This is a genomic window from Streptomyces albidicamelliae (assembly GCF_025642175.1).
Lineage (GTDB): Bacteria > Actinomycetota > Actinomycetes > Streptomycetales > Streptomycetaceae > Streptomyces > Streptomyces albidocamelliae.
Genome location: NZ_CP106795.1, coordinates 3,360,581 through 3,381,262 on the forward strand (window position 1 = coordinate 3,360,581; position 20,682 = coordinate 3,381,262).

Here is a 20,682-nt window from a genome sequence, read left to right on the forward strand (position 1 = left end):
GCGCCCCCGGCTCACCCGTTCGGCCGAGCGTCGGCGGATTCCGCCGTGGTGACGCGTGGTGAGCGTGAGGGGGAGTGGGTGCCCTTGCGCGGGCGCGGGACAATGGACGGTAGCCCACCTGAAGGCGGCGCCCAGCGAACCGTACGAGGAGGAGACAAGACATGGCGGAGCCCACGCCGCGTCGCAACGAACCGCGGCTACGCCCCGCGCCCCTGCTCTTCGAGCCCGCGGAGGCGGCCGGAGACGCCGAGCACTTCTTCGACCTGGAGTCGATTGACGACCCGCGGGCGCTGCTCGCGCGGGCGACGGAGCTGACCCAGGCGTTCCGCGCGGCGGCCGACCGGGCCGTGGAGTTCCAGGCGATCGCGGCGGCCCAGCTGGCCGACCCGCGCCGGTTCGACCGGCTGACCGCGGCGGACATCGCCGAGCGGGCCGAGTGGACCGAGGACTACGCGAAGAAGATGGTCGAGTTCGGCCGGGACCTGATGCGGGGCGACAGCGAGGGACGGACGTCCCCGGACCCCGTGTAGCGGCCCCGGGTGGTGCCCTTGGGGCTCCCGCTTGGCATATGCCGGGCGGGCAAGATACTCCCCCGCCACCCCCGGTGTCCCGATTTTCGGCAACCCAGGGAATCCGCGCGGTCACGGCCGGTACACCTGTCTGCCATGAGCAGCACACCGAACGTCACGCGTGCCACCGGCGACGGCATCGCCTGGATGGCCTCGGCGAGCACGTACCCCCGCAGCACCCTGGCCCTGTGGGAGGAGCGCCCGGACGCCCCGGTCGTCCTGCCCTGCGGCACGGCCTTCGACGTGGTGAGCGCCCCCGCGGTCTTCGGCCGCCGCATGCTGGACCGGCTGTGGGACGAGGGGCCGGGCTCCGGCCCCGTCGCCGTGTTCCGGGGCCGGGTGCTGCTGTTCACCGCCCCCGGCACCGCCCAGCGGCTGCCCTCCCTGCTGGCCTGGGAGGAGTGGGGCTCCACCCGGGCGGACGCGGTGCCGCCCCTGCTGTGCCACGGCCCCGGGGACGCGGTGACCGTACCGCCCCTGACCACGGGCGACGCCTCCGGCAGCGCCCGCTGGCTGGTCGCCCCCGACACCCGGCATCCGTGGCTGCCCGGCCCCGAGATCGCCCTGTGGGCGGCCGTACGGGCCGCCCGTGCCGCCGTACGGATATCGATTTTTCCTCCCGCCGATCAGGATGCTAAGGTCTACGACGTCAGCAGGCGCCGCTAGCTCAGTTGGTTAGAGCAGCTGACTCTTAATCAGCGGGTCCGGGGTTCGAGTCCCTGGCGGCGCACGTTGGACGATGGCGAGTCATGATCGCAGAAATGCGATGACGGCTCGCCATCGTTGTTTTTCAGTCCCGTACCGCCGGTGTGATCTTCACCGTCCAGGCGCCCGACGCCGTCCGGTCCTCCACCTCCACCTTCACACCCTCCCCGGGCACGGTGAAGCTCTCCCCCAGCGCCACCGGAGCGTCGGCCAGCGGCGGGTAGACCGAGTTCTCCCAGCAGGCCTCGGTGCGCGGATGGGCGTCGACGACCTCGACCGGCCCGCCGCCGGACTCGGCACCGCTGTGCACCCGGTAGACGAGGACGCCCTGCCGGCAGGAGGCGTGGTCGTTCCCGGCGGCCCCGCGCGCCTCGAAGCCCAGGGCGCTGTCCGGCCCGGTGCGTACGACGGCCAGCTTCACCCCGTTGCCGAGGCCGAAGGCGGGCGCGCCGCCCGTGCCCTGCACCGGGACGCCCGGCCCCGCGGCCAGGGGTTCCAGCGTGAGACGGGTCGGAGCGGCGCCGCGGACGCACGCCACCTGGCGCGGGTCGAGCCAGCCGAGCTTCCACTTGTGCCAGGCGAACAGATCCGGCGACAGTCCGAACTGGCTGCCCATCAGGTCCCAGTCACCCACATAGGTGTCCCAGTCGCCCTTGCCGTCGACGGGGCGGTGGTAGAGGTCGGGCAGGTCGAAGACATGCCCGGTCTCATGGGCGAGAACCAGCCGGTCCGGCGGATGTTTCTCGAACACGGTGACGACCCGCCGGACGTCCGTGCCGTCCACCTGGATGGGCGTGTCGAGGTTCACGACCTTGGTGGCGTCCGAGTCCACCCCGGGCGCGTCCGGATCGGCGACGAAGTACACCACCGGGTACCGCGAGAAGTCGACCTCCTTGTCCGCGACGGCGAAGGCGTCCCGCAGGTAGGCGGCCCGGTCCTCGGCGCTCCAGTCCCGTCTTATGGCGTACGCCGTCGACGGGCGCGGCATGCGCAGCCAGTGCTTCAGCGGGTGCGGGTGCAGCGTGAACCTGCCGTAGGAGGCCTGCTCGTAGAAGCGGCTGGTGGCGGGGAAGTGGTCGGACGTCAGCTCGGCCGGGGTGGTGCGCGGAGTGGCGTCCGGGAAGGACAGGAAGATCATCACGGCGTCGAGCGCGCCGGTCGGGCGGGTGTAGACCGGGTTCCAGGTGTCCACGCCCTCCGAGTGGTGGGCCGTGCTGCGCTCCAGGGCGCAGGGTGCCGTCGAGAAGGGCTCGGCGACCGACGGGCCGGTGAGGATCGAGGTCGCGGCGAGCGCCGACAGCGTGGTGCACACGGCGGCGGTGCTGCGCAGCATGGGCACGGGCATGACCTCCGGATGCGACTCTCGGGACCCGCACCCAGATTGCTGGGATTCGCCACGCCATGCCCTGTTTGTCTGCACCAGAAGGGTGAGTGCGCCCCACCCGCGCCCCGGCGCGCCCCGGCGCTCGACACCCCCGAAACACTCACGGAACGTCACAACTGGTCGGGGGCCTGAAGAACCCGTCCAGGTGCGGGCAGAAACGATCTGTCAGAACCTGTACTCCGTCCGGGAGACTGGAGAGTGGCTGGAAGGCCTCCGGGCCAGCCTCTATGATCGGCACACTTTCCGGCACGGACAGAGATCGAGTGCACTGCGGGAGCGAGCGGTGAGCGGAACGTCCGAAGGGCCGACGCCCGCGGCAGACCTCGACCGGTCAGCCGTCACAGACAGTGATCAGTCCACCTATCGCCGTGTCTTCGCGGCCGCCCCGCTCGCCATGGCGGTCGTGGACGCCGCGGGCATCGTCACGGGCGCCAACTCCGCCTTCGGCGAGCTGCTCGGCACCGATCCGGAGTCGTTCCCGGGACGGGTCGCCGCCGATCTGGTGGACCTCGCCTCGGACGCCCGTACCTGGCACGCCTACCGCGAGGTCCTGCGCGGCCGGCAGGCCCGGCTGCGCTGCACCCGCCGGCTGAAGCATCCCGACGGGCGCTCGCTGTGGGTGCAGGTCACCGTCGCCCCGCTGGCCGACGGCGGACCCGGTGTCCTGCTGTCGGTGACGGACATCAGCGCCCGCCGCGAACTCCAGGCGCGGCTGCGGCACTTGCAGATGCACGATCCGGTGACCCGGCTGGCCAACCGCACGTTGTTCTTCGAGCGGCTGACGGCCGCGCTGGAGGCGGAGTCGTACGAGCAGAGCGGTACCGGCCGGATCGGCCTGTGCTACCTGGACCTCGACGGGTTCAAGGCCGTCAACGACACTCTCGGCCACCGTGTCGGCGACCGGCTGCTCGCGGCCGTGGCCGAGCGCCTGAACCGGGTCGCCGACGAGGCCGGGTACGCCCGCGCCGCCACCCCCCTCGTGGCCCGGCTCGGCGGCGACGAGTTCGCCCTGCTCGTGGAGGACTCCACCGGCACCGAACAGCTCGCGGACCTCGCCGAGTCGGCGCTGAAGGCCCTGGAGGCGCCCTTCGACCTGGCCGGGCAGCGGCTGTCGCTGACGGCGTCCATCGGTGTGGTCGAGCGGCACGCGGCGGGCACCACCGCGACGGGCCTGATGCAGGCGGCCGACACGACCCTGTACTGGGCGAAGGCGGACGGCAAGGCCCGCTGGACGCTGTTCGACCCCGAGCGCAACGCGCACCTGATGACCCGGCAGGCCCTCTCCTCCACCCTGCGCCCCGCCATCGAGCGCGGCGAATTCGCCCTGGACTACCAGCCGTTGGTCGGCATGGAGGACGGACGGCTGAGCGGGGTCGAGGCGTTGATCCGCTGGCATCATCCGCAGTTCGGCACGCTGACGCCGAATCGGTTCATCGGACTGGCCGAGGAGGACGGTTCGATCGTGCAGCTCGGCCGCTGGGCGCTGATCACCGCCTGCCGGCAGGCCCGCCGCTGGCAGCTGGACCACCCGGACGAGCCGCCGATCTTCGTCAGCGTGAACGTGGCCGTGCGCCAGGTGTGGGACTCCGATCTGGTGGCGGACGTGGCGGAGGTCCTCGCCGAGACCGGACTCGCCCCGCACCTGCTGCAGCTGGAGCTCACCGAGTCCGCGGTGATGGGCTCGGCGGGCCGTCCGCTCCAGGCCCTCCAGGCCCTCAGCGACATGGGGGTGCGCATCGCCATCGACGACTTCGGCACCGGCTACTCCAACCTCGCCTATCTGAGCCGGCTGCCGGTGTCGGTCCTGAAACTGGACGGCTCCTTCGTGCGGGGCTTCCAGTACGAGGGCGAGAAGAAGACGATCGCGCCCAACCCGGCCGACGAGGTGATCGTGGAGGCGATGATCCAGCTGGCGCACCGCCTGGGGCTGACCGTCACCGCCGAGTGCGTGGAGACATCCGCCCAGGCCACCCGGCTGCGCCGGATCGGCTGCGACACCGGACAGGGCTGGCTGTACTCCCGTCCGGTGCCGCCGGATCGTATCTCCGAGCTGCTCGGGGAGCAGACCTACGCGGTCGGCAATCCGTAGGCGTCCGCGATCAGTTCGTAGGAGCGCAGGCGGAGCGCGCCGCGGTGGGCGTGCGAGGTGAGCATCAGCTCGTCGGCGCCCGTGCGCTTGTGCAGCGCGTCCAGTCCGGAGCGGACCTCGTCGGCGGTGCCGTGCACGATGTTGGCCGTCCAGGAGCCGATGAACTCCTCCTCCATCGGGCTGAACTCGTGCCGCTCGGCCTCCTCCGGGTCGGGGAACAGGCCGGGGCGGCCGGTGCGCAGCCGGAGCATGTTCAGGGCCATCGCCCGGGTCTGGCGGCGGGACTCGCGCTCGTCGTCCGTGGCGAGGGCGGAGACGCCGATGAGGGCGTACGGCTCGGCCAGCACCTCGGAGGGGCGGAACGTCTCCCGGTACAGGTCGAGCGCCGGGACGGTGTTCTGCGCGGAGAAGTGGTGGGCGAAGGCGAAGGGCAGACCGAGCAGTCCGGCCAGGCGGGCGCTGAAGCCCGAGGAGCCGAGCAGCCAGATCGGCGGGCGGTGCGGGGACTGGACGCCGCCCGGCGCGGTGGCCTGCACGGGGCCGGGGATCGCGTGGATGCGCCGGTAGGGGTGGCCGTCGGGGAAGTCGTCGTCCAGGAAACGGGTGAGCTCGGCGAGCTGCTGCGGGAAGTCGTCGGCACCCTCATTGAGGGTGTCGGTGCGGCGCAGCGCGGCCGCCGTCGCGCCGTCGGTGCCGGGGGCCCGGCCGAGACCGAGGTCGACACGCCCCGGCGCGATCGCCTCCAGCGTGCCGAACTGCTCCGCGATCACCAGCGGGGCGTGGTTGGGCAGCATGACCCCGCCCGAGCCGAGCCGGATGCGCTCGGTGTGGGCGGCGAGGTGGGCGAGGATCACGGCGGGCGAGGAGGAGGCGACGCCGGGCATGGAGTGGTGCTCGGCGACCCAGTACCGGTGGAAGCCGCGGGACTCCGTGAGCCGGGCCAGCTCGACGCTGGTGCGCAGGGCGTCGGTGGCGGTACTGCCCGCGCCGACGGTCACCAGGTCCAGTACGGAGAGGGGGACGGGGGCGGTCCCGTGCGTCGTGCCCCGGATCTCGTCTGCCGACACGGTGTGGGCCTCCTGTTTCTGAGCGTGCTTCCTTCCGGGAGCTAACAGGAGGGTGTCCCCGGTTATTCCGTCCGCCCGTGTCCTCCGGCCGCGCGCCCTGGTCGCCGGGGCGTCCTTCCTGCCCGGACCGACGTGGGGCGCCACGGCCCCGGCCGGCCGACGCCACCGTGGTGGCGGTCCCGTCGGCCGGGGGTGTGCCGCGGCGGTGGTCCGGTGTCAGGCCTGCACCAGGGGTTCCCGGGTGAAGAGGGTGCCGAGGGTGGGGGCGTTCACCCGGCGGTCGGCCAGGCGCAGGCCCTCCCAGACACTGACCTGGTTCGCGGTGAGGACCGGCTTGGACAGGGCCTTCTCCAGCAGCGACAGGTGCGCGGCGGTGTGCAGCGCGGTGTCCGGGAGCAGGACCGCCTCCGCGTCGGCCACGTCCGCCGCGCGGGCCAGGGTCAGCACGTCCTCCTCCTCCCATGTGCCGACCTCCGCCGCCGTGACGATCCCGGACGACCGCATGCCGGTCACCTCCAGGCCGCCGGCCGCCAGGAAGTCCGCGAACAGGGCCGCCACGTCCTCCGGGTAGGTCGCGCCCACGGCGACCCGCCGCACCCCGAGCTCCCGGGCCGCGTGCACGAAGGCGAACGACGTCGAGGAGGCCGGCATCCCGGCCAGCCGGGCCAGATTCCGCACCTGGTCCTGGGCGCCGTCCCAGCCGTGCACGAAGCTGCCGCTGGTGCACGCCCACACCACCGTCTCGGCGCCGGCGAGCCGCAGCCCCTCCATGCCCGCCGCGAGCCGCTCCGCGGAGCCCATCTCGCGCAGGGCGTCCACCCGGTGCGCGTCCTCGCCGATGTCCGTGTGGATCAGGTCCACCCGGATGTCGCTCCCCAGGAGCTGCTCCATGCGTGGATAGTCGTCCTCGGCGGAGTGGCCCGGATAGAGGAAACCGAGTGCGGTCATGTCCAGCCTTCCTGCGTCTCTTCGGGCAGTACGGGCCGCTCCCGCGCGGCCGCGTCCAGCAGCGCCTGGTAGGGCCCCACGGCTCGGGTACCCAGCCGGCGCAGGGCAGCCCACATCGTGACCTGGTTGGCCGAGAGGACCGGCATGCGCAGTTCGGCCTCCAGTTGCGGGATGACGTCGTAGGTCGGCAGGTTGGTGCAGGAGATGAAGAGCGCGTCGGCCGCGCCCGGGCTAATCGCCTGCCGTGCCATGCCGACGACGTCCCGGTACGGCACCTGCCAGATGTGCCGGGTCAGCCCCATGTAGGCGCACCCGGTGATCCGTACACCGGCCTCCGCGACGTACTCCCGCAGCGCCCGGGTCACGGAGACCGTGTACGGCGTGACCAGGGCGACCCGCCGCACGCCCAGCTCCGTCAGGGCCTCCAGCAGCGCCCCGGAGGTGGTCACGGCGGGCAGCGCGCCGGCCCGGGTCATCGCCTCGCACATCGCCCGCTCCCCGGCGATCCCGCCGACGAAACTGCCGGAGGTGCAGGCGTAGGCCACGACCTCGGGGGCGACGGCGGTCAGCGCGCGGACGGCCTCACCGAGGGTCTCGTGCTCGCTGACCAGCCGCGCCAGGTCCAGGCTCACCTCGACGGGCACGAACGGGGTCCGGGTCAGGTGCAGCGACACCTCGTCGGGCACCCAGCGCCACAGCTCGCGGTCGAGGGCGAAGTCGAAGGGGGCCACCACGCCGACGCCGCGCTGGGGGCGGGGGCCGCCGAGAAAGGAGACGTCCATGGCACCGGCCTCACTCTGGGAGACGAGGGAGCAACGGATCGCGATAACGCCCGTGTTGACGACGGTAGGTTCGGGTGCGAGCGTGGTCAATCCACGCATGTCAGACGCCGGGAGCCGCCCCGCATGACACCGAGCCCGCCGACGCTTCTCGTTCTCGACGCCGACCCGCCGCCCCGGCTCGGCCGCCTCACCGGCCGCGCCCGGATCGTGCACACCGACGCCGGGCACCTGGCCGAGCGGCTGCCCGAGGCGGACGCCCTGCTGGTGTGGGACTTCACCTCGCACGCCGTGCGCGAGGCCTGGCCCGGGGACGGCCGACGGCCGCGCTGGGTGCACACCGCGAGCGCGGGCGTGGACCATCTGATGTGTCCGGAGCTGGCCGCGTCCGACACGGTGGTCACCAACGCGCGCGGGATCTTCGACCAGCCGATCGCCGAGTACGTGGCGGCCCTGGTGCTGGCGGTCGCGAAGGACCTCCCGCGCACCCTGGGGTACCAGCGGGAGCGGACCTGGCGGCACCGGGAGAGCCGGCGGGTGGCGGGCACGCGCGCGTGCGTGGTCGGCTCGGGCCCGATCGGCCGGGCGATCGCCCGCACGCTCAAGGCCCTGGGCGTGACGACGGCCCTGGTCGGCCGGCTGCCGCGCACCGGCATCCACGGCCCGGACGACCTGGACCGGCTGGTCTCCCGCGCGGACTGGGTGATCGCCGCGGCACCGCTGACCGAGCGGACGTACCGCATGTTCGACGCCCGCCGGTTCGGCATGATGCAGCCCTCGGCGTTCTTCGTGAACGTCGGCCGCGGGCAGCTGGTGGACGAGGACGCCCTCGCGGAGGCGCTGACCCGGCGCTGGATCGCGGGCGCCGCGCTGGACGTCTTCGCCACCGAACCCCTGCCCGCCGACAGCCCGTTGTGGGAGCTCCCGGAGCTGATCGTCTCCCCGCACATGAGCGGGGACACGGTCGGCTGGCGCGACGAACTGGGCCTGCAGTTCGTGGAGTTGTACGAGCGCTGGGCGGCGGGCAGATCTCTGGTGAACGTGGTCGACAAGAAGCGTGGTTACGTGCCCGGTCACTGAGACCCGATGGAGGGTGCATGCAGCTCACCGACCTCACCGCGACCCGGCTCCTGGACGGTTACCGCAAGGGCGAGTTCAGCCCCGTGGAGGCGACCGCCGAGGCCCTGGAGCGGGCGCGCCGGATCCAGCCGGAGGTGAACGCGTTCGTACGCCTCACCGAGGAGGACGCGCTCGCCCGGGCCCGGGAGTCGGAGGAGCGCTGGCGGCGCGGTGAGCCGGCCGGGCTGCTCGACGGGGTGCCGGTGACGGTGAAGGACATCCTGCTGCTGCGCGGCCACCCGACCCTGCGCGGCTCCCGGACCATCTCCGAGCAGGGGGCGTGGGACGAGGACGCGCCCCCGGTGGCCAGGCTGCGCGAGCACGGCGCGGTGTTCCTCGGCAAGACGACCACCCCCGAGTACGGCTGGAAGGGCGTCACCGACTCCCCGCTGACCGGGATCACCCGCAACCCGCACGACCCGGCGCGCACCGCGGGCGGTTCCAGCGGTGGCAGCGCGGCGGCCGTCGCCCTCGGCGCGGGCCCGCTGTCGCTGGGCACGGACGGCGGCGGCAGCATCCGCATCCCGGCCGCCTTCTGCGGGATCTTCGGGCTGAAGCCGACGTACGGCCGGGTGCCGCTGTATCCGGCGAGCGCCTTCGGCACGCTGTCGCACACGGGGCCGATGACCCGGGACGCGGCCGACGCGGCCCTGCTGCTCGACGTGATCGGCGCCCCGGACCCGCGCGACTGGTCGGCGCTGCCGCCCGCACCGGGCTCCTTCTCGGAGGCGCTGAAGGGGGGCGTGCGCGGGTTGCGGGTGGCGTACTCGCCCACCCTGGGCGGGCAGGTGGCGGTGCGGCCGGGGGTCGCGGCGGCGGTGCGGCGGGCGGTCGCCCGGCTCGCGGACCTCGGTGCGTACGTGGAGGAGACCGACCCCGATCTCAGCGACCCGGTGGAGGCCTTCCACACACTGTGGTTCAGCGGTGCCGCCCGGCTCACCCAGCGCTTCCCGCCCCGGCTGCGGCAGTTGCTCGACCCGGGGCTGCGGGAGATCTGCGCGCAGGGGTCCCGGTACTCCGCGCTGGACTATCTGGCGGCCGTCGACGTCCGGATGGGCCTGGGGCGGCGCATGGGACGCTTCCACGAGACGTACGACCTGCTGGTCACGCCGACGCTGCCGGTGACGGCGTTCGAGGCGGGTGCTGAGGTGCCGCGGGGTTCGGGGCTGCGGCGCTGGACGGGGTGGACGCCCTTCACCTACCTCTTCAACCTGACCCAGCAGCCCGCCGCCACGGTACCGGTCGGCACGGACGGGGACGGGCTGCCGGTGGGCCTGCAGCTCGTGGCCGCCCGGCACCGGGACGATCTGGTGCTGCGGGCGGCGCACGCGCTGTACGAGGCGGGGCAGGCGCTGTCCGGGCTCGTCAGGCCCGCCGGAAGCTGAGCGTCTCCCCCGCCGCTCCCGCCCGCCACAGGTCGTTGCAGGCCTCGGCCATCGCGTCGAGGCCGTCGGTCACCTGGCCCCAGACGATCCCCGGCACCCAGCCGACGTCCCCGTTGAGCAGCAGGTTGTTGCGCTCGTAGAACAGGGCGAGGTCGACGACGGTGGTGCCGGGGCGGACCTCGCGGTCGTAGCCGTAGGCCTTGGTGCCGAGTTCGGCGCCGGTGAAGGAGAAGTAACAGAGGTCGCCGGGAATCGGGGTGACCGTCGGGTTCTCCAGTGGGGGTTCCGTGGAGGCGAAGGGGGGGAACAGGGCGTAGATCTCGTTGCGCGCGTACTTGGCGTGGTAGACGTCGCCGGAGAGCGGCAGTGCCTCCCACACTGCCGCGCAGGTCAGAGGCGCGCGGTCGTCCAACAGTCGTGCGGTGCAGTGCACGTCCCGCTTGTCGAGCGAGACGGTGACGAATCGATCGGCCATGAGATCCAGGGTGCATAGCCCGGAGGCCCTTGGGTAGCCGCGCCGCCATGGCTCCACCACTTGGGAACGACGTACACACATCCGGCCCCGGACACAGACGCAGCCGCCGCTCGGTCCTCGCGGGCTTCTCCGCCCTCGGAGCGCTCGGCGCGCTGGGTGCCGCGGGCTGCACGCGGGTGGCGGTGGCGTCCGGCAGGAACGGCGGCGACCTGCTCGACCGGCTGCGCGCGCAGGGTGTCGTCCGGCTCGGGATCGCCGGTGAGATCCCCTTCGGTTACATCGACACGGACGGGCAGCTCACCGGTGAGGCGCCCGAACTGGCGAAGGTGATCTTCAAGCGGCTCGGGGTGGACCGGGTGCAGCCGGTGCCGACGGAGTTCGGCTCGCTCATCCCCGGACTCAACTCGCAGCAGTTCGACGTCGTGGCCGCGGGGATGTACGTGAACCCCGAGCGCTGCGAGCAGGTGATCTTCGCCGATCCGGACTACCAGATGCTGGATTCGTTCATCGTCCGCAAGGGGAACCCGAAGGGGTTGCACTCCTACAAGGACGTCGTGGCGAAGAAGGCGAAGTTCGCCACCGGCACCGGCTACGCCGAGATCCAGTACGCGGTGGAGGCCGGGTACGAAGAGAGCGACATCCTCATCGTCCCGGACCAGGTCGCCGGGCTGAACGCGGTCGAGGCGGGCCGCGTCGACGTCTTCGCGGGGACGGCGCTGACCACCCGCGAGGTGGTGAAGAAGTCCGCCAAGGCGGAGGCCACCAAGCCGTTCGAACCGCTGGTGAAGGGCGAACCGCACGTCGACGGCGGGGCGTTCGCGTTCCGGCCGACCGAGACCGGGCTGCGGGACGCCTTCAACGCCGAGCTGCGCAAGCTGAAGAAGAGCGGGGAACTGCTCCGCATCCTGCGGCCGTTCGGGTTCACCGAGGCCGAGATGACGGACCTGACCGCGAAGGAGCTGTGCGGCGGATGACCTCGGGGCTCTGGGAACTCGTACTGAGGGGCATATGGACGACCGTCCAGTTGCTCGTGTTCAGCGCGCTGCTGTCCGCGGCGGTGTCGTTCGCCGTCGGCATGGCGCGCACCCACCGGCTGTGGATCGTGCGCTTCGTCGCCGGTTTCTACACCGAGGTGTTCCGCGGCACCTCGGCGCTGGTGATGATCTTCTTCATCTTCTTCGTGCTGCCCGTCGCCTTCGGCTGGCAGCTGGTGCCGATGTGGGCGGCCACGCTGGCGCTCGGGCTGACGTACGGCGCGTACGGCTCGGAGATCGTGCGCGGCGCCCTGAACGCGGTCGAACCGGCGCAGCGGGAGGGCGGGATCGCCCTCAGCTTCACGCCCTGGCAGCGGATGCGGCTGGTCGTGCTGCCGCAGGCGGTGCCGGAGATGATCCCCTCCTTCTGCAACCTGCTCGTCGAACTGCTCAAGGGCACCGCGCTGGTGTCGGTCATGGGCATGGGCGATCTGACCTTCAGCGCCAACCTGGTGCGGCTCGCGCTGCAGCAGAGCGCGGAGATCTACACGTACGTGCTGCTCATCTACTTCGCGATCGCCTTCGTGCTGACCCGGCTGATGCGCTCCCTGGAGAAGCGGCTGAAGGCCGGGGTCGGCAAGGACGCCGGGACGTTCTCGGCCGCCCGTGAGCTGAAGCGGGCGCAGACGACCGGAGTGGGGGGTCGGGTCGCATGAAGTGGGACTGGAACGCCGTGAGCGACTTCATGCCGGACTTCTGGAAGGGACTGCTGGTCACTCTTCAGGCCCTGGCCCTGGGGTCACTGCTGTCCTTCTCCCTCGGTCTGGTGTGGGCGCTGCTGATGCGGACGCCGACGCGGTGGGTGCGCTGGCCGGTCGGGGTGGTCACCGAGTTCGTGCGCAACACCCCGCTGCTGGTCCAGCTGTTCTTCCTGTTCTACGTGCTGCCCGAGTGGGGCCTGACCTTCTCGGCGCTGGCCACCGGGGTGTTCGCGATCGGCCTGCACTACTCGACGTACACGATGCAGGTCTACCGGGCCGGCATCGAGGCGGTGCCGGCCGGCCAGTGGGAGGCGGCCACGGCGCTGAACCTGCCGCGGGCGCGGACCTGGACCGCGGTGATCCTGCCGCAGGCGATCCGCAGGGTGGTGCCCGCGCTGGGCAACTACGTGATCTCCATGCTGAAGGACACGCCCCTGCTGATGGTGATCACCGTGCTGGAGATGCTCGGGCACGCCCGGCTCTTCTCCCAGGAGCACTTCCAGTTCACCGAGCCCCTGACCGTGATCGGGGTGGCCTTCATCCTCATCTCCTATCTGGCCTCCCTTCTGATGCGAGCCCTGGAGCGACGCCTTGTCCGCTGACACGCCTTTGACGAAAGAATCCGACGCGAGCGCCGGCACGGCCCTCGCCGGCGGTGAGCTGGTCCGGCTGGAGGGCGTCACCAAGCGCTTCGGGACCAACACCGTCCTCGACGACCTGAACTTCTCCGTCGATCCCGGCAAGCACGTGACCCTGATCGGTCCGTCCGGTTCCGGCAAGACGACGATCCTCCGGCTGCTGATGACCCTCACGAAGCCGGACGAGGGCACGATCACCGTCGACGGGGAGCGTCTGTTCCCCGCGCCGGAGAAGCAGATCCGGGAGGTGCGCAAGAAGATCGGGATGGTGTTCCAGCAGTTCAACCTGTTCCCGAACATGTCCGTGCTGCGGAACATCACCGAGGCGCCGGTCCGGGTGCTCGGCATGTCCAAGGACGAGGCCGAGGCGCGGGCCCGGGAGCTGCTGGACCTGGTGGGGCTCGCCGACAAGTGCGACGCCCGGCCCACCCGGCTCTCCGGCGGCCAGCAGCAGCGGGTGGCGATCGCCCGGGCGCTGGCGATGCGGCCCCGGGTGCTGCTGCTGGACGAGGTGACCTCGGCGCTGGACCCGGAGCTGGTCGCGGGGGTCCTCGATCTGCTCAGGGACATCGCCCGCAGCACCGACATCACCATGCTGTGCGTGACCCACGAGATGGGTTTCGCCCGCGACATCTCCGACCAGGTCCTGATGTTCGACTCGGGTCGGGTGATCGAGGCGGGTCCGCCGGAGCAGATCTTCGGTGATCCGGAGCAGGAGCGCACCCGGGAATTCCTCAGCGCTGTCCTCTGACTACGAGGTGTGAGGAGCGAAAACCCCCGAGGTCCGGTCGCTGGGTCATGACTTTGGCATATGCCAGAGGGCCTGCGGCGCAGTTGAGCGGGAGGGCGCGCGGGACACAATCTCGCCAACCCCCTCTCCTCGCCGGGCCTTTGGCGGCTATCGTGGAGACGATCCGCCGACCGGATCCGTGGCTTCAGGCCCGGAGCGCGAGCGCAGGGGGGGACCCGTCGTGGCGCCACCGTGCCTGGCCGGGGGCCGGCCCCCGGCCTCCCGGCCGCACCTGCTCGACCCCAGGACTTCGAGGCGAGGGGGACCGTCATGAGGATCGAGCCGACCGCCCCGTACCACTCCGCCCAGGACGCCCTGCGTGTGCTGGAGATCGTGGCGGGCCACTCCGCCGGCGTCACCGAGACCGAGCTGGCCCACGGCACCGGCCTGGGCGCCGAGCGGCTCACCGCCCTGCTGCGCATGCTGCGCCGCGAGGGCTACGTGGAGCAGATCACCGACGGCGCGTACGTGACCGGCGACACCCTGCGCCGCCTCACCTCGGCGCACGACCGCGAGCGTGCCCTGCGCGACAAGCTCCAGCGCACCCTGGACGAGCTGCGGGACTCGGTCGGCGCGGCCGTCTACCTCAGCCGCTACGTCGACGGCGAGGTGAAGGTCACCCAGTACGCGGCCGGGCCGGCCACCCCGGCGGTCAACGAGTGGGTCGACTTCCGCTACTCCGCCCACGCCACCGCGGTCGGCAAGAGCCTGCTGACCCAGCTGGACCACAACGCCCGCCGCGACCACCTCTCCCGGCACAAGATGGCCCGCCTGACCTCGCGGACCATCACCAGCGACAAGCTGCTGCTGTCCCGGCTGGAGTCCCAGCCGCCGACGGTGCCGGTCCTCGACCTCCAGGAGTACGCCGTCGGCACGGTCTGCGCGGCCGTCCCGATCACGGCGGGCGCCGCGGTGGGCTGCCTCGCGCTCTCCCTCCCGGTGGAGCACGCGCACCGCCTGAAGGAGGCCGCGGACGCGCTCAACCGCAGCGCGGCGCCGGTGCTGCTGTCCCTGACGATCTAGTCCGCTCCGGGGTGGTCAGGAGCACCCCGTCGGACCAGGTAGTATTTTCTTCGTCGCCGGCCGCGGGAGCAGAGATCCGCGGAAGGCGGGAGTCATGCGCCGCTAGCTCAGTTGGTTAGAGCAGCTGACTCTTAATCAGCGGGTCCGGGGTTCGAGTCCCTGGCGGCGCACAGATGAAGGGCCCTTCGCGGAAGCGAGGGGCCCTTCGGCGTCCTCCGCGGTCAGCGGCCGGTACGACTCCTCCCCCGGCGGCCGCCACCACACCGGGTCGGCGCACCGGAAGCCCTCCCCGCGCAGGCGCGCCCGCTGGATCTTGTTCGTCGCCGTCACCGGCATCCGCTCCACCACCCGCACGAACCGGGGCGCCATCTTCGTCCCGAGGTCCGGCTGGGCCCGCAGGAACTCCGCGAAACCCGCCGGGTCGAAGGTCCCGGCGACGGTCGCCATCACCTGGTCGCCGGTCACCGGGTCCGGCACCCCGTACACGGCGACGGCCTCGGCGCCCTCGTAGCGGGCGACGATGTTCTCGATCGCGGCGGCGGCGAGGTTCTCCCCGTCGACCCTGATCCGGTCGTCGGTGCGGCCGGCGAAGTAGAGGTAGCCCTCGGCGTCCCGGTAGAAGAGGTCACCGGTCCAGTACGCCCCGCCCCGGCGGCGCTCGGCCTCGGCGGCCGGGTTGCGCCAGTAGCCCTCGAAGGGGTTCGGCGCCCGGTTGACCAGTTCGCCCATCGCCTCGTCCCCGTTGAGCAGCAGCCCGGCGGAGTCGAAGACGGCCGGCGGGCACTCCTCGCCCGTGGCCCGGTCGAGCACCACGAGGCCCGGTCCGGCCGGCCCCACGGCACCGGCCGGGGTGCCCGGGGCCCACTGGATCGCCGCCCCGCCCTCGGAGGAGCCGTAGCCCTCCACCAGCCGTACGCCGAACCTCCGCTCGAAGGCCGCCGCGTCCACCGCCCCTGCCTCGGTGCCGAAGCCGAGCCGCAGCGGGTTGTCCCGGTCGTCGGGCCGGGGCTCGGTGGCCAGGAGGTACTGGATCGCCCGGCCGACGTAGGTGAAGTAGGTGGCGCGGTGGCGGCGCACGTCGGCCAGGAACCGGGAGGCCGAGAACCGGGGGCGCAGCGCCACCCCGGCGCCGGCGGCCAGCGCGGGCGCCCAGTCGGCGATCACCGCGTTGCCGTGGAACATCGGCATGCAGACGTAGTGCACGTCGTCGGCGCGGACCCCGAACTGCCGGACCAGGGCCTGCCCCGCGGCCGCGAGCCGTCCCTGGGAGCAGATCGCGGCCTTGGGGGCGCCGGTCGAACCGGAGGTGAAGTACAGCAGCAGCCGGTCGGCGGGTGCGGCCCGGGACGGGTCCGGCACGGCTCCGGCGTAGGCGGCGAGGAGGGTGGCGTACTCCTCGTCGTCCGTCACGAGGATCCGTACGCCCGGCAGCTCCAGGTCCGCCAGCAGCGGCAGCCGGGCCCGCTCGGTGACCAGGACCGGGCACTCGGTGTGGAGGATGTCCCGGGCGAGTTCGGGACCCCGGCGGGTGGGATTGATCCCGGCGACGGCCGCCCCGGCGAGGGCCGCGGCGGCGAGCCACAGCGGGAACTCCTCACGGTTGTCGAGCAGCACGCCGAGATGCGGTGCGGCGCCGGAGGGCAGCAGGTCGGCCAGCAGTGCGGCCCGGGCGGCCGCCCCCGCGGCCGTCTCGTGGTGCGTCAGCGCCCGGTCCTCGCACCACAGCCCCGGCCGGTGGTCCCCCCACCGCGCCGCCACCAGCTCGGCGACCGTACCCGTCGTGGACTCCATGGCCGCGCACGGTAGCTGACGCAGCGTCAGAAGTGGAGGGTCACGGCATCAGGCTGCCGGCCTCCTCGAACATCGTGTGCGCCACGGCCATGAAGCCCAGGCAGAAGACGATGATCACGCCGAGGAAGGTCAGCAGGCAGCCGGACTCGGCGGCGAGCCTGCCGCGGGACGGCGGGAGCGCGGTGGCCAGATCGGGCCGCTCCGGGAGGTAGTGCACGGTGACGACGTCGCCCTCCAGGACGGTCGCGGGACCGCCCCGCTCCTCGAACCGGACCGCGCGGCTGTCCCGGGTGGTGTACTCGTAGACGTGGTGCAGGGTCGTGCTCACGGACGTGTCCCCGCCGCCCCCGCTGGTCGTGGTGTACATGCGCAGGCAGCGCGCCTCGGCCGTCAGCCCGTGCTCCCACGTCCTGCGGATCCGCCGGGCGCGGCGGATCAGCAGGTACGCGCCCCATCCGGCACCCGCGATCATGAGGGTGGGCACGAGGTAGAAGAACAGTTCGAACATGAGGGTCCCCCGAGGTCGGTGCGCCGCTCCGGATGACCGGCGTGGCGGGAACCTATCCGGCGGGGCGGGCCACGGTCCTCAAGGGAACCTCAGTTTCCGTGCTGTGACGGTCCGTCGGTCAGAAGGTGACGTCCGAACAGGCGTAGAACGCGTTGCCCGTGTCGGCGATCGTCCACACCGCGAGGATGACGTGGTGTCCGCTCAGCCCGCCCGGCAGGGTGCCGCTGTGGCTGAGCGTGGCCGGCGGGCGCTGCCCGTTGTACGGCACCGTCAGGAACGGGGTGAGGTTGAGGTCCGAGCGGGCGAGGTTGTGGTTCTGGTTCCAGCCGGGCTTGGTGACGTAGTACTTGAAGTCCGTCGTCGCGTGCATGGCGGTGAACTGCCACCGGAAGGTGTACGACTGGCCTCCTGTCACCCGGGTGGTGGGCCAGGCCGCGCCGTTCGGCGTTTTCGGTGCGCTGAGCTGGGCGAACTGACTGAGTCCGCCGTTGCAGAGCTGGCCGTCGGCGGGACCGGCAGCCGGGAAGCCCTTGGGGCCCTCGACGCTCTGCGGCTCCCACTGGATGGAGCCGCAGTTCGTCACGGTGCCGTTCTGGCAGAGCTTCTGCCTGCTGATGGGGAGGTCGGTGTAGCCGTGCCCGCTGGCACCGCCGGTGGAGAGCGCGAAGGCTCCGGCGGTCACCGCACCCAGCACGACTGCGGACAACTTGGTCTTGGTGCGCATGCTGCCGCTCCTGGAGAACGTGGGGAGTTCAGTGAGCTGTGCAGAGGGTAGGTCTAGACCAAGCCTCAGGCTATTACCGGTAGTTGAACATGTCCATACCAATCGCGGAGCGGACTACACCGGCTCCGAGCGTCCCGAGCAGAAGGCCACCGTCAGGTCGCGGACCAGCACCTTGCGCTCGTAGTCGTCCAGTTCGACCAGCCCGCGCATGGTCAGCCGGGTCACCGTGTCCTCCACCGAGTCGACGACCGAGGTGAGCATGCTGGCCCGCTGGCGGGCGTCCAGCGCGGCGATCCGGCGCCGGTGCATCACGGGGGCGACCTCGGGCGCGTACTCCACCCGCACCGGCTGCACCGCGAACACCTCCATGCCGACCCCGGCGGTCTCCGTCGCCACCAGCCGCGTCAGCGCGTCCCCGGCCGCCGTCACCCCGCCCCGGTTGCCGCCCGCCGGTTCCACCGGCACCCGGGCGAGGGCCGCCTCCACGCACTCGCGCAGATACGTCTCGTGGTCCTCGATGCCGAGCACGGCCCGCGCGGTGTCCCGCACCCGCCACACCACCAGCACGACCACCCGCAGCGCCAGGCCGTCGGGGTCCGTCGCGGGCATCGCCTCGCTGCGCCAGTGCCGCAGCCGCACGTCCACCCGGCGGCGCAGCACCAGCGGGTTCACCCACAGCAGCCCGGTGCGCCGGACGGTGCCGCGGTAACGGCCGAACAGGCCGAGCACCCAGGCCCGGCCGGTCTTCCCCCGGGCCAGCCCGCCGAAGCCGAGCAGCCCGAGCGCGCCGGCCCCGGCGTACGCCGCCCACTGTGCCGGCCCCAGACCCGTCCCGGCCTGCACGGGCAGCCGCAGCGCCTCCGCCACCGAGGACGGCAGCAGCCCCGCCCACCAGGAGGTGGCGAGGCATCCGGTGAGCCCGCAGGTCCCGGCGAGGACGCCGGCCGTCCCCGGCAGGACCCGCGCCGGGCGCTCCACCAGCTCCGGATCGGCCTCCACCACGGGCCGTCTGCGCACCGCGACCGGCCGCCGGAGCCGCGGCTGCTCGCCGGTGCCCTGCCGGCGGCCCACCACGGCCGGCTTGAGGGGCACCTTCACCGGGTCGGGATCGTCCCGGAACAGCAGGTGGACGGGGATCTCGGTGGTCGCCTCGTTGTGGATCAGCCGGACCGGGCGGGTGCCCGCGCCCGCGGCCTTCTCCGGCTGTCCCTCGGACTCGGGTGGGGTGTGTGACGTGGTCGTACTCATGCGTGCCTCCAGCCTCCGCGCCAGATGCGTCATGAACAGGAGTAGGGGATGGACGAGGACCGCCCGGCGGCCTGCGCCGGCTAGGCGAACAGCCGGCGCCAGGTCTCCGGGCCCGGGTAGCCGTCCGCCGCGCCGCCCCGCCAGCCCTGGGCGCGCTGGAAGGCCTCCACGGCGCGCCGGTCCGCCTCGCCCCAGTGCGGACCCGGACCGAGGGCGTAGAACCTGCCGAACCCCTTCTTCACCAGCTGGACGCCCAGCCGGGTGACGTAGTCGTTGTTCGCCCCCGGCCGGAAGAAGTTGCGGCCGGGATAGCCGGGGACCCCGTGCGAGCCGGGCCGCCCCGGACCGGCCGTGCCCGGCGCGATGTCCTTGCCCTTGCCGGTGACGAGCAGGTCCCAGGTGCGCGGGCCGGGCAGCCCGTCGGCGTCCGCGCCCGTCCAGCCCTGGGCCTGCTGGAACGCCTGGGTCGCCCGGCGGTCCGTCTCGCCCCACACCGGCCCCGCGCCCTGGGCGTAGTAGGAGCCGGCGCCCCGGGCGATGAGCATCTCGCCGAGCCGGGTGACGTACTTGTTGTCGGCGCCGGGACCGAAGTAGGCGGCCCCCGGGTAGGCCGTCACCGTCTTGCCGCCGGCCGGTTCCGAGCCCGCGGTGCCGGCGGTGACGCCCTTGTAGCGGTAGGGGACGTATTTGTCGGTGTGGCTCCAGTAGGGGTACGGGGTGGTCTGCCGGCGGGCGTGCGGGGGCGTCTGCTCGTAGACCGTGTAGTAGGTGTGCGTGTGGTCGGTCCAGCCGCCGAAGAGCACCACGTGGGAGCCGCTCTCGGGGTTGTCCGGGTTGTGGTAGAGGAGCATGTCGCCGGGCTGCAGCTCCTCCTTCTTGATCTTCACCCCGAACGAGCCGAGGCTGCCCGTCCACTCGTTGTTCGGCAGTCCCCAGGCCATGGAGACGTAACCCGAGCAGTCCTGCCGGTACCCGTCGGACCAGTAGGAGGTCATGCTGTACGGCACCTGCGCCGCCACCCAGATCTTGGCCCGGTTGATGATCTCGGTCCGGGTGGTGGTGGGCAGGGGGGCCGTGGTGGGGTCGACGGGCTTGCCCGCCGGGCCGTGCAGCGGCGCCTTGGCGCCCTGCGGGGTGGCGGGCTCGCCGTCGCCGGGGACGGCTTCGCGGTGCGGGGAGTGGCCGGGGGCGAGGGCCGCGGCCGGGTGGACCGCGCCGAGGACGGCGGACGCGGCGGCCAGGACGACGACCCCGCGGGCCGCCGGGTGGCCGCCGAGGCGGCCGGGGGACAGGCGGGGACTCAGCTGCCGCCAGTGGACACAGCCGGGGCAGTCGCAGTCGCTCGCGGGGTCGACTTCCTCGAACACCGGAACGGTCATGCGATCTGCCTCACATTCGGGGTGGATTTGTCCGCGAGTGTGCACGTTGATCAGTTTCACAACTGTCATCGGGGCGCGCATGTTGACGGTCCGAATGATGTACGCGTCCCCCGGGACGCCCTCCGGGTCACCGCGGGGTGGTCAGGAGCACCCGTGGAGGTCATGTAGAGTTTTCTCGTCAGCAGGCGCCGCTAGCTCAGTTGGTTAGAGCAGCTGACTCTTAATCAGCGGGTCCGGGGTTCGAGTCCCTGGCGGCGCACCGACCGAAAGGCCCCTCGCAGCAGCGGGGGGCCTTTCGCATGCCCGGGATCCACCGCGACCGGAAG

Annotated in this window: 20 protein-coding genes and 3 tRNA genes; 13 read left to right on the forward strand and 10 right to left on the reverse strand. The window is 72.3% G+C overall.

Translation table 11 applies throughout. The features are described from left to right. Positions 1-161: 161 nt before the first annotated feature. The 3 genes from N8I86_RS15460 to N8I86_RS15470 all read left to right on the forward strand — a co-directional run bounded on the left by N8I86_RS15460 (position 162) and on the right by N8I86_RS15470 (position 1,299). Entirely contained in the window at positions 162-530 is a 369-nt protein-coding gene (locus N8I86_RS15460; protein ID WP_073900434.1) for a hypothetical protein, read from the forward strand. Between the two features lie 135 nt (positions 531-665). Further along, on the forward strand, positions 666-1,235 hold the full coding sequence (locus N8I86_RS15465; RefSeq protein WP_073900432.1) for a bifunctional DNA primase/polymerase: 570 nt from the start codon (positions 666-668) through the stop codon (positions 1,233-1,235). Beyond that, a tRNA-Lys gene (locus N8I86_RS15470) sits at positions 1,226-1,299 on the forward strand. The genes N8I86_RS15465 and N8I86_RS15470 overlap by 10 nt, the downstream gene beginning before the upstream one ends. A gap of 60 nt (positions 1,300-1,359) precedes the next feature. Here the strand turns inward: N8I86_RS15470 and N8I86_RS15475 are convergent. Continuing rightward, on the reverse strand, positions 1,360-2,619 hold the full coding sequence (locus N8I86_RS15475) for a M6 family metalloprotease domain-containing protein (RefSeq protein ID WP_263278027.1): 1,260 nt from the start codon (positions 2,617-2,619) through the stop codon (positions 1,360-1,362). Between the two features lie 322 nt (positions 2,620-2,941). Between N8I86_RS15475 and N8I86_RS15480 the strand changes: the two genes are divergently transcribed. After that, on the forward strand, positions 2,942-4,747 hold the full coding sequence (locus tag N8I86_RS15480; protein ID WP_263278028.1) for a putative bifunctional diguanylate cyclase/phosphodiesterase: 1,806 nt from the start codon (positions 2,942-2,944) through the stop codon (positions 4,745-4,747). Here the strand turns inward: N8I86_RS15480 and N8I86_RS15485 are convergent. The 3 genes from N8I86_RS15485 to N8I86_RS15495 form a co-directional block, all read right to left on the reverse strand. Further along, the gene (locus N8I86_RS15485) at positions 4,726-5,814 is read right to left on the reverse strand and encodes an LLM class flavin-dependent oxidoreductase (protein WP_073900426.1); all 1,089 of its coding nucleotides are present in this window, start codon (positions 5,812-5,814) and stop codon (positions 4,726-4,728) included. The two genes, N8I86_RS15480 and N8I86_RS15485, sit on opposite strands and share 22 nt — an antisense overlap. A 216-nt stretch (positions 5,815-6,030) precedes the next feature. Continuing rightward, positions 6,031-6,762, reverse strand: a complete 732-nt coding sequence (locus N8I86_RS15490; RefSeq protein WP_263278029.1) for a maleate cis-trans isomerase family protein — start codon at positions 6,760-6,762, stop codon at positions 6,031-6,033. Then, positions 6,759-7,544, reverse strand: coding sequence for a maleate cis-trans isomerase family protein (locus N8I86_RS15495; protein WP_263278030.1), 786 nt, complete (start codon positions 7,542-7,544; stop codon positions 6,759-6,761). Before N8I86_RS15495 ends, N8I86_RS15490 begins: the two co-directional genes overlap by 4 nt. Before the next feature lie 123 nt (positions 7,545-7,667). Between N8I86_RS15495 and N8I86_RS15500 the strand changes: the two genes are divergently transcribed. Together N8I86_RS15500 and N8I86_RS15505 are read left to right on the forward strand one after the other, a co-directional pair. After that, the gene (locus tag N8I86_RS15500) at positions 7,668-8,621 is read left to right on the forward strand and encodes a D-2-hydroxyacid dehydrogenase (protein ID WP_073900423.1); all 954 of its coding nucleotides are present in this window, start codon (positions 7,668-7,670) and stop codon (positions 8,619-8,621) included. Between the two features lie 17 nt (positions 8,622-8,638). Further along, positions 8,639-10,045, forward strand: coding sequence for an amidase (locus tag N8I86_RS15505; protein ID WP_263278031.1), 1,407 nt, complete (start codon positions 8,639-8,641; stop codon positions 10,043-10,045). On the opposite strand, the gene N8I86_RS15510 is transcribed toward N8I86_RS15505, so the two are convergent. Beyond that, positions 10,026-10,520, reverse strand: coding sequence for a DUF3830 family protein (locus tag N8I86_RS15510; protein WP_263278032.1), 495 nt, complete (start codon positions 10,518-10,520; stop codon positions 10,026-10,028). The genes N8I86_RS15505 and N8I86_RS15510 overlap by 20 nt on opposite strands. 47 nt (positions 10,521-10,567) lie before the next feature. On the opposite strand from N8I86_RS15510, the gene ehuB reads away from it, so the two are divergent. From ehuB to N8I86_RS15540, 6 genes are all read left to right on the forward strand, one after another. Continuing rightward, positions 10,568-11,494, forward strand: a complete 927-nt coding sequence (gene ehuB, locus N8I86_RS15515; protein ID WP_073900420.1) for an ectoine/hydroxyectoine ABC transporter substrate-binding protein EhuB — start codon at positions 10,568-10,570, stop codon at positions 11,492-11,494. Then, complete coding sequence (gene ehuC / locus N8I86_RS15520) at positions 11,491-12,210, forward strand: ectoine/hydroxyectoine ABC transporter permease subunit EhuC (protein ID WP_073900419.1); 720 nt, start codon at positions 11,491-11,493, stop codon at positions 12,208-12,210. Before ehuB ends, ehuC begins: the two co-directional genes overlap by 4 nt. Further along, complete coding sequence (ehuD, locus tag N8I86_RS15525) at positions 12,207-12,857, forward strand: ectoine/hydroxyectoine ABC transporter permease subunit EhuD (RefSeq protein WP_073900418.1); 651 nt, start codon at positions 12,207-12,209, stop codon at positions 12,855-12,857. The genes ehuC and ehuD overlap by 4 nt, the downstream gene beginning before the upstream one ends. 7 nt (positions 12,858-12,864) lie before the next feature. Beyond that, positions 12,865-13,644 (forward strand): ectoine/hydroxyectoine ABC transporter ATP-binding protein EhuA, encoded by a 780-nt coding sequence (ehuA, locus tag N8I86_RS15530; protein WP_107423843.1) that lies wholly within the window; start codon positions 12,865-12,867, stop codon positions 13,642-13,644. 309 nt (positions 13,645-13,953) lie between these two features. Then, on the forward strand, positions 13,954-14,706 hold the full coding sequence (locus N8I86_RS15535; RefSeq protein WP_073900414.1) for an IclR family transcriptional regulator: 753 nt from the start codon (positions 13,954-13,956) through the stop codon (positions 14,704-14,706). Positions 14,707-14,802: 96 nt separating this feature from the next. Further along, a tRNA-Lys gene (locus tag N8I86_RS15540) sits at positions 14,803-14,876 on the forward strand. Here the strand turns inward: N8I86_RS15540 and N8I86_RS15545 are convergent. From N8I86_RS15545 to N8I86_RS15565, 5 genes are all read right to left on the reverse strand, one after another. Beyond that, positions 14,842-16,497, reverse strand: a complete 1,656-nt coding sequence (locus N8I86_RS15545) for an AMP-binding protein (protein WP_263278033.1) — start codon at positions 16,495-16,497, stop codon at positions 14,842-14,844. The genes N8I86_RS15540 and N8I86_RS15545 overlap by 35 nt on opposite strands. Positions 16,498-16,537: 40 nt before the next feature. Further along, complete coding sequence (locus N8I86_RS15550; protein ID WP_263278034.1) at positions 16,538-17,005, reverse strand: DUF3592 domain-containing protein; 468 nt, start codon at positions 17,003-17,005, stop codon at positions 16,538-16,540. Between the two features lie 118 nt (positions 17,006-17,123). Beyond that, a complete protein-coding gene (locus tag N8I86_RS15555; RefSeq protein ID WP_073900408.1) occupies positions 17,124-17,729 on the reverse strand; it encodes a lytic polysaccharide monooxygenase auxiliary activity family 9 protein in 606 nt (201 codons plus the stop codon). 114 nt (positions 17,730-17,843) lie between these two features. Continuing rightward, on the reverse strand, positions 17,844-18,977 hold the full coding sequence (locus tag N8I86_RS15560; protein WP_073900405.1) for an SPFH domain-containing protein: 1,134 nt from the start codon (positions 18,975-18,977) through the stop codon (positions 17,844-17,846). Between the two features lie 80 nt (positions 18,978-19,057). Further along, entirely contained in the window at positions 19,058-20,356 is a 1,299-nt protein-coding gene (locus tag N8I86_RS15565) for a peptidoglycan-binding protein (protein WP_123437714.1), read from the reverse strand. Positions 20,357-20,541: 185 nt separating this feature from the next. Here N8I86_RS15565 and N8I86_RS15570 point away from each other — a divergent pair. Next, positions 20,542-20,615, forward strand: a tRNA-Lys gene (locus N8I86_RS15570). The last annotated feature ends 67 nt before the right edge of the window (positions 20,616-20,682 follow it).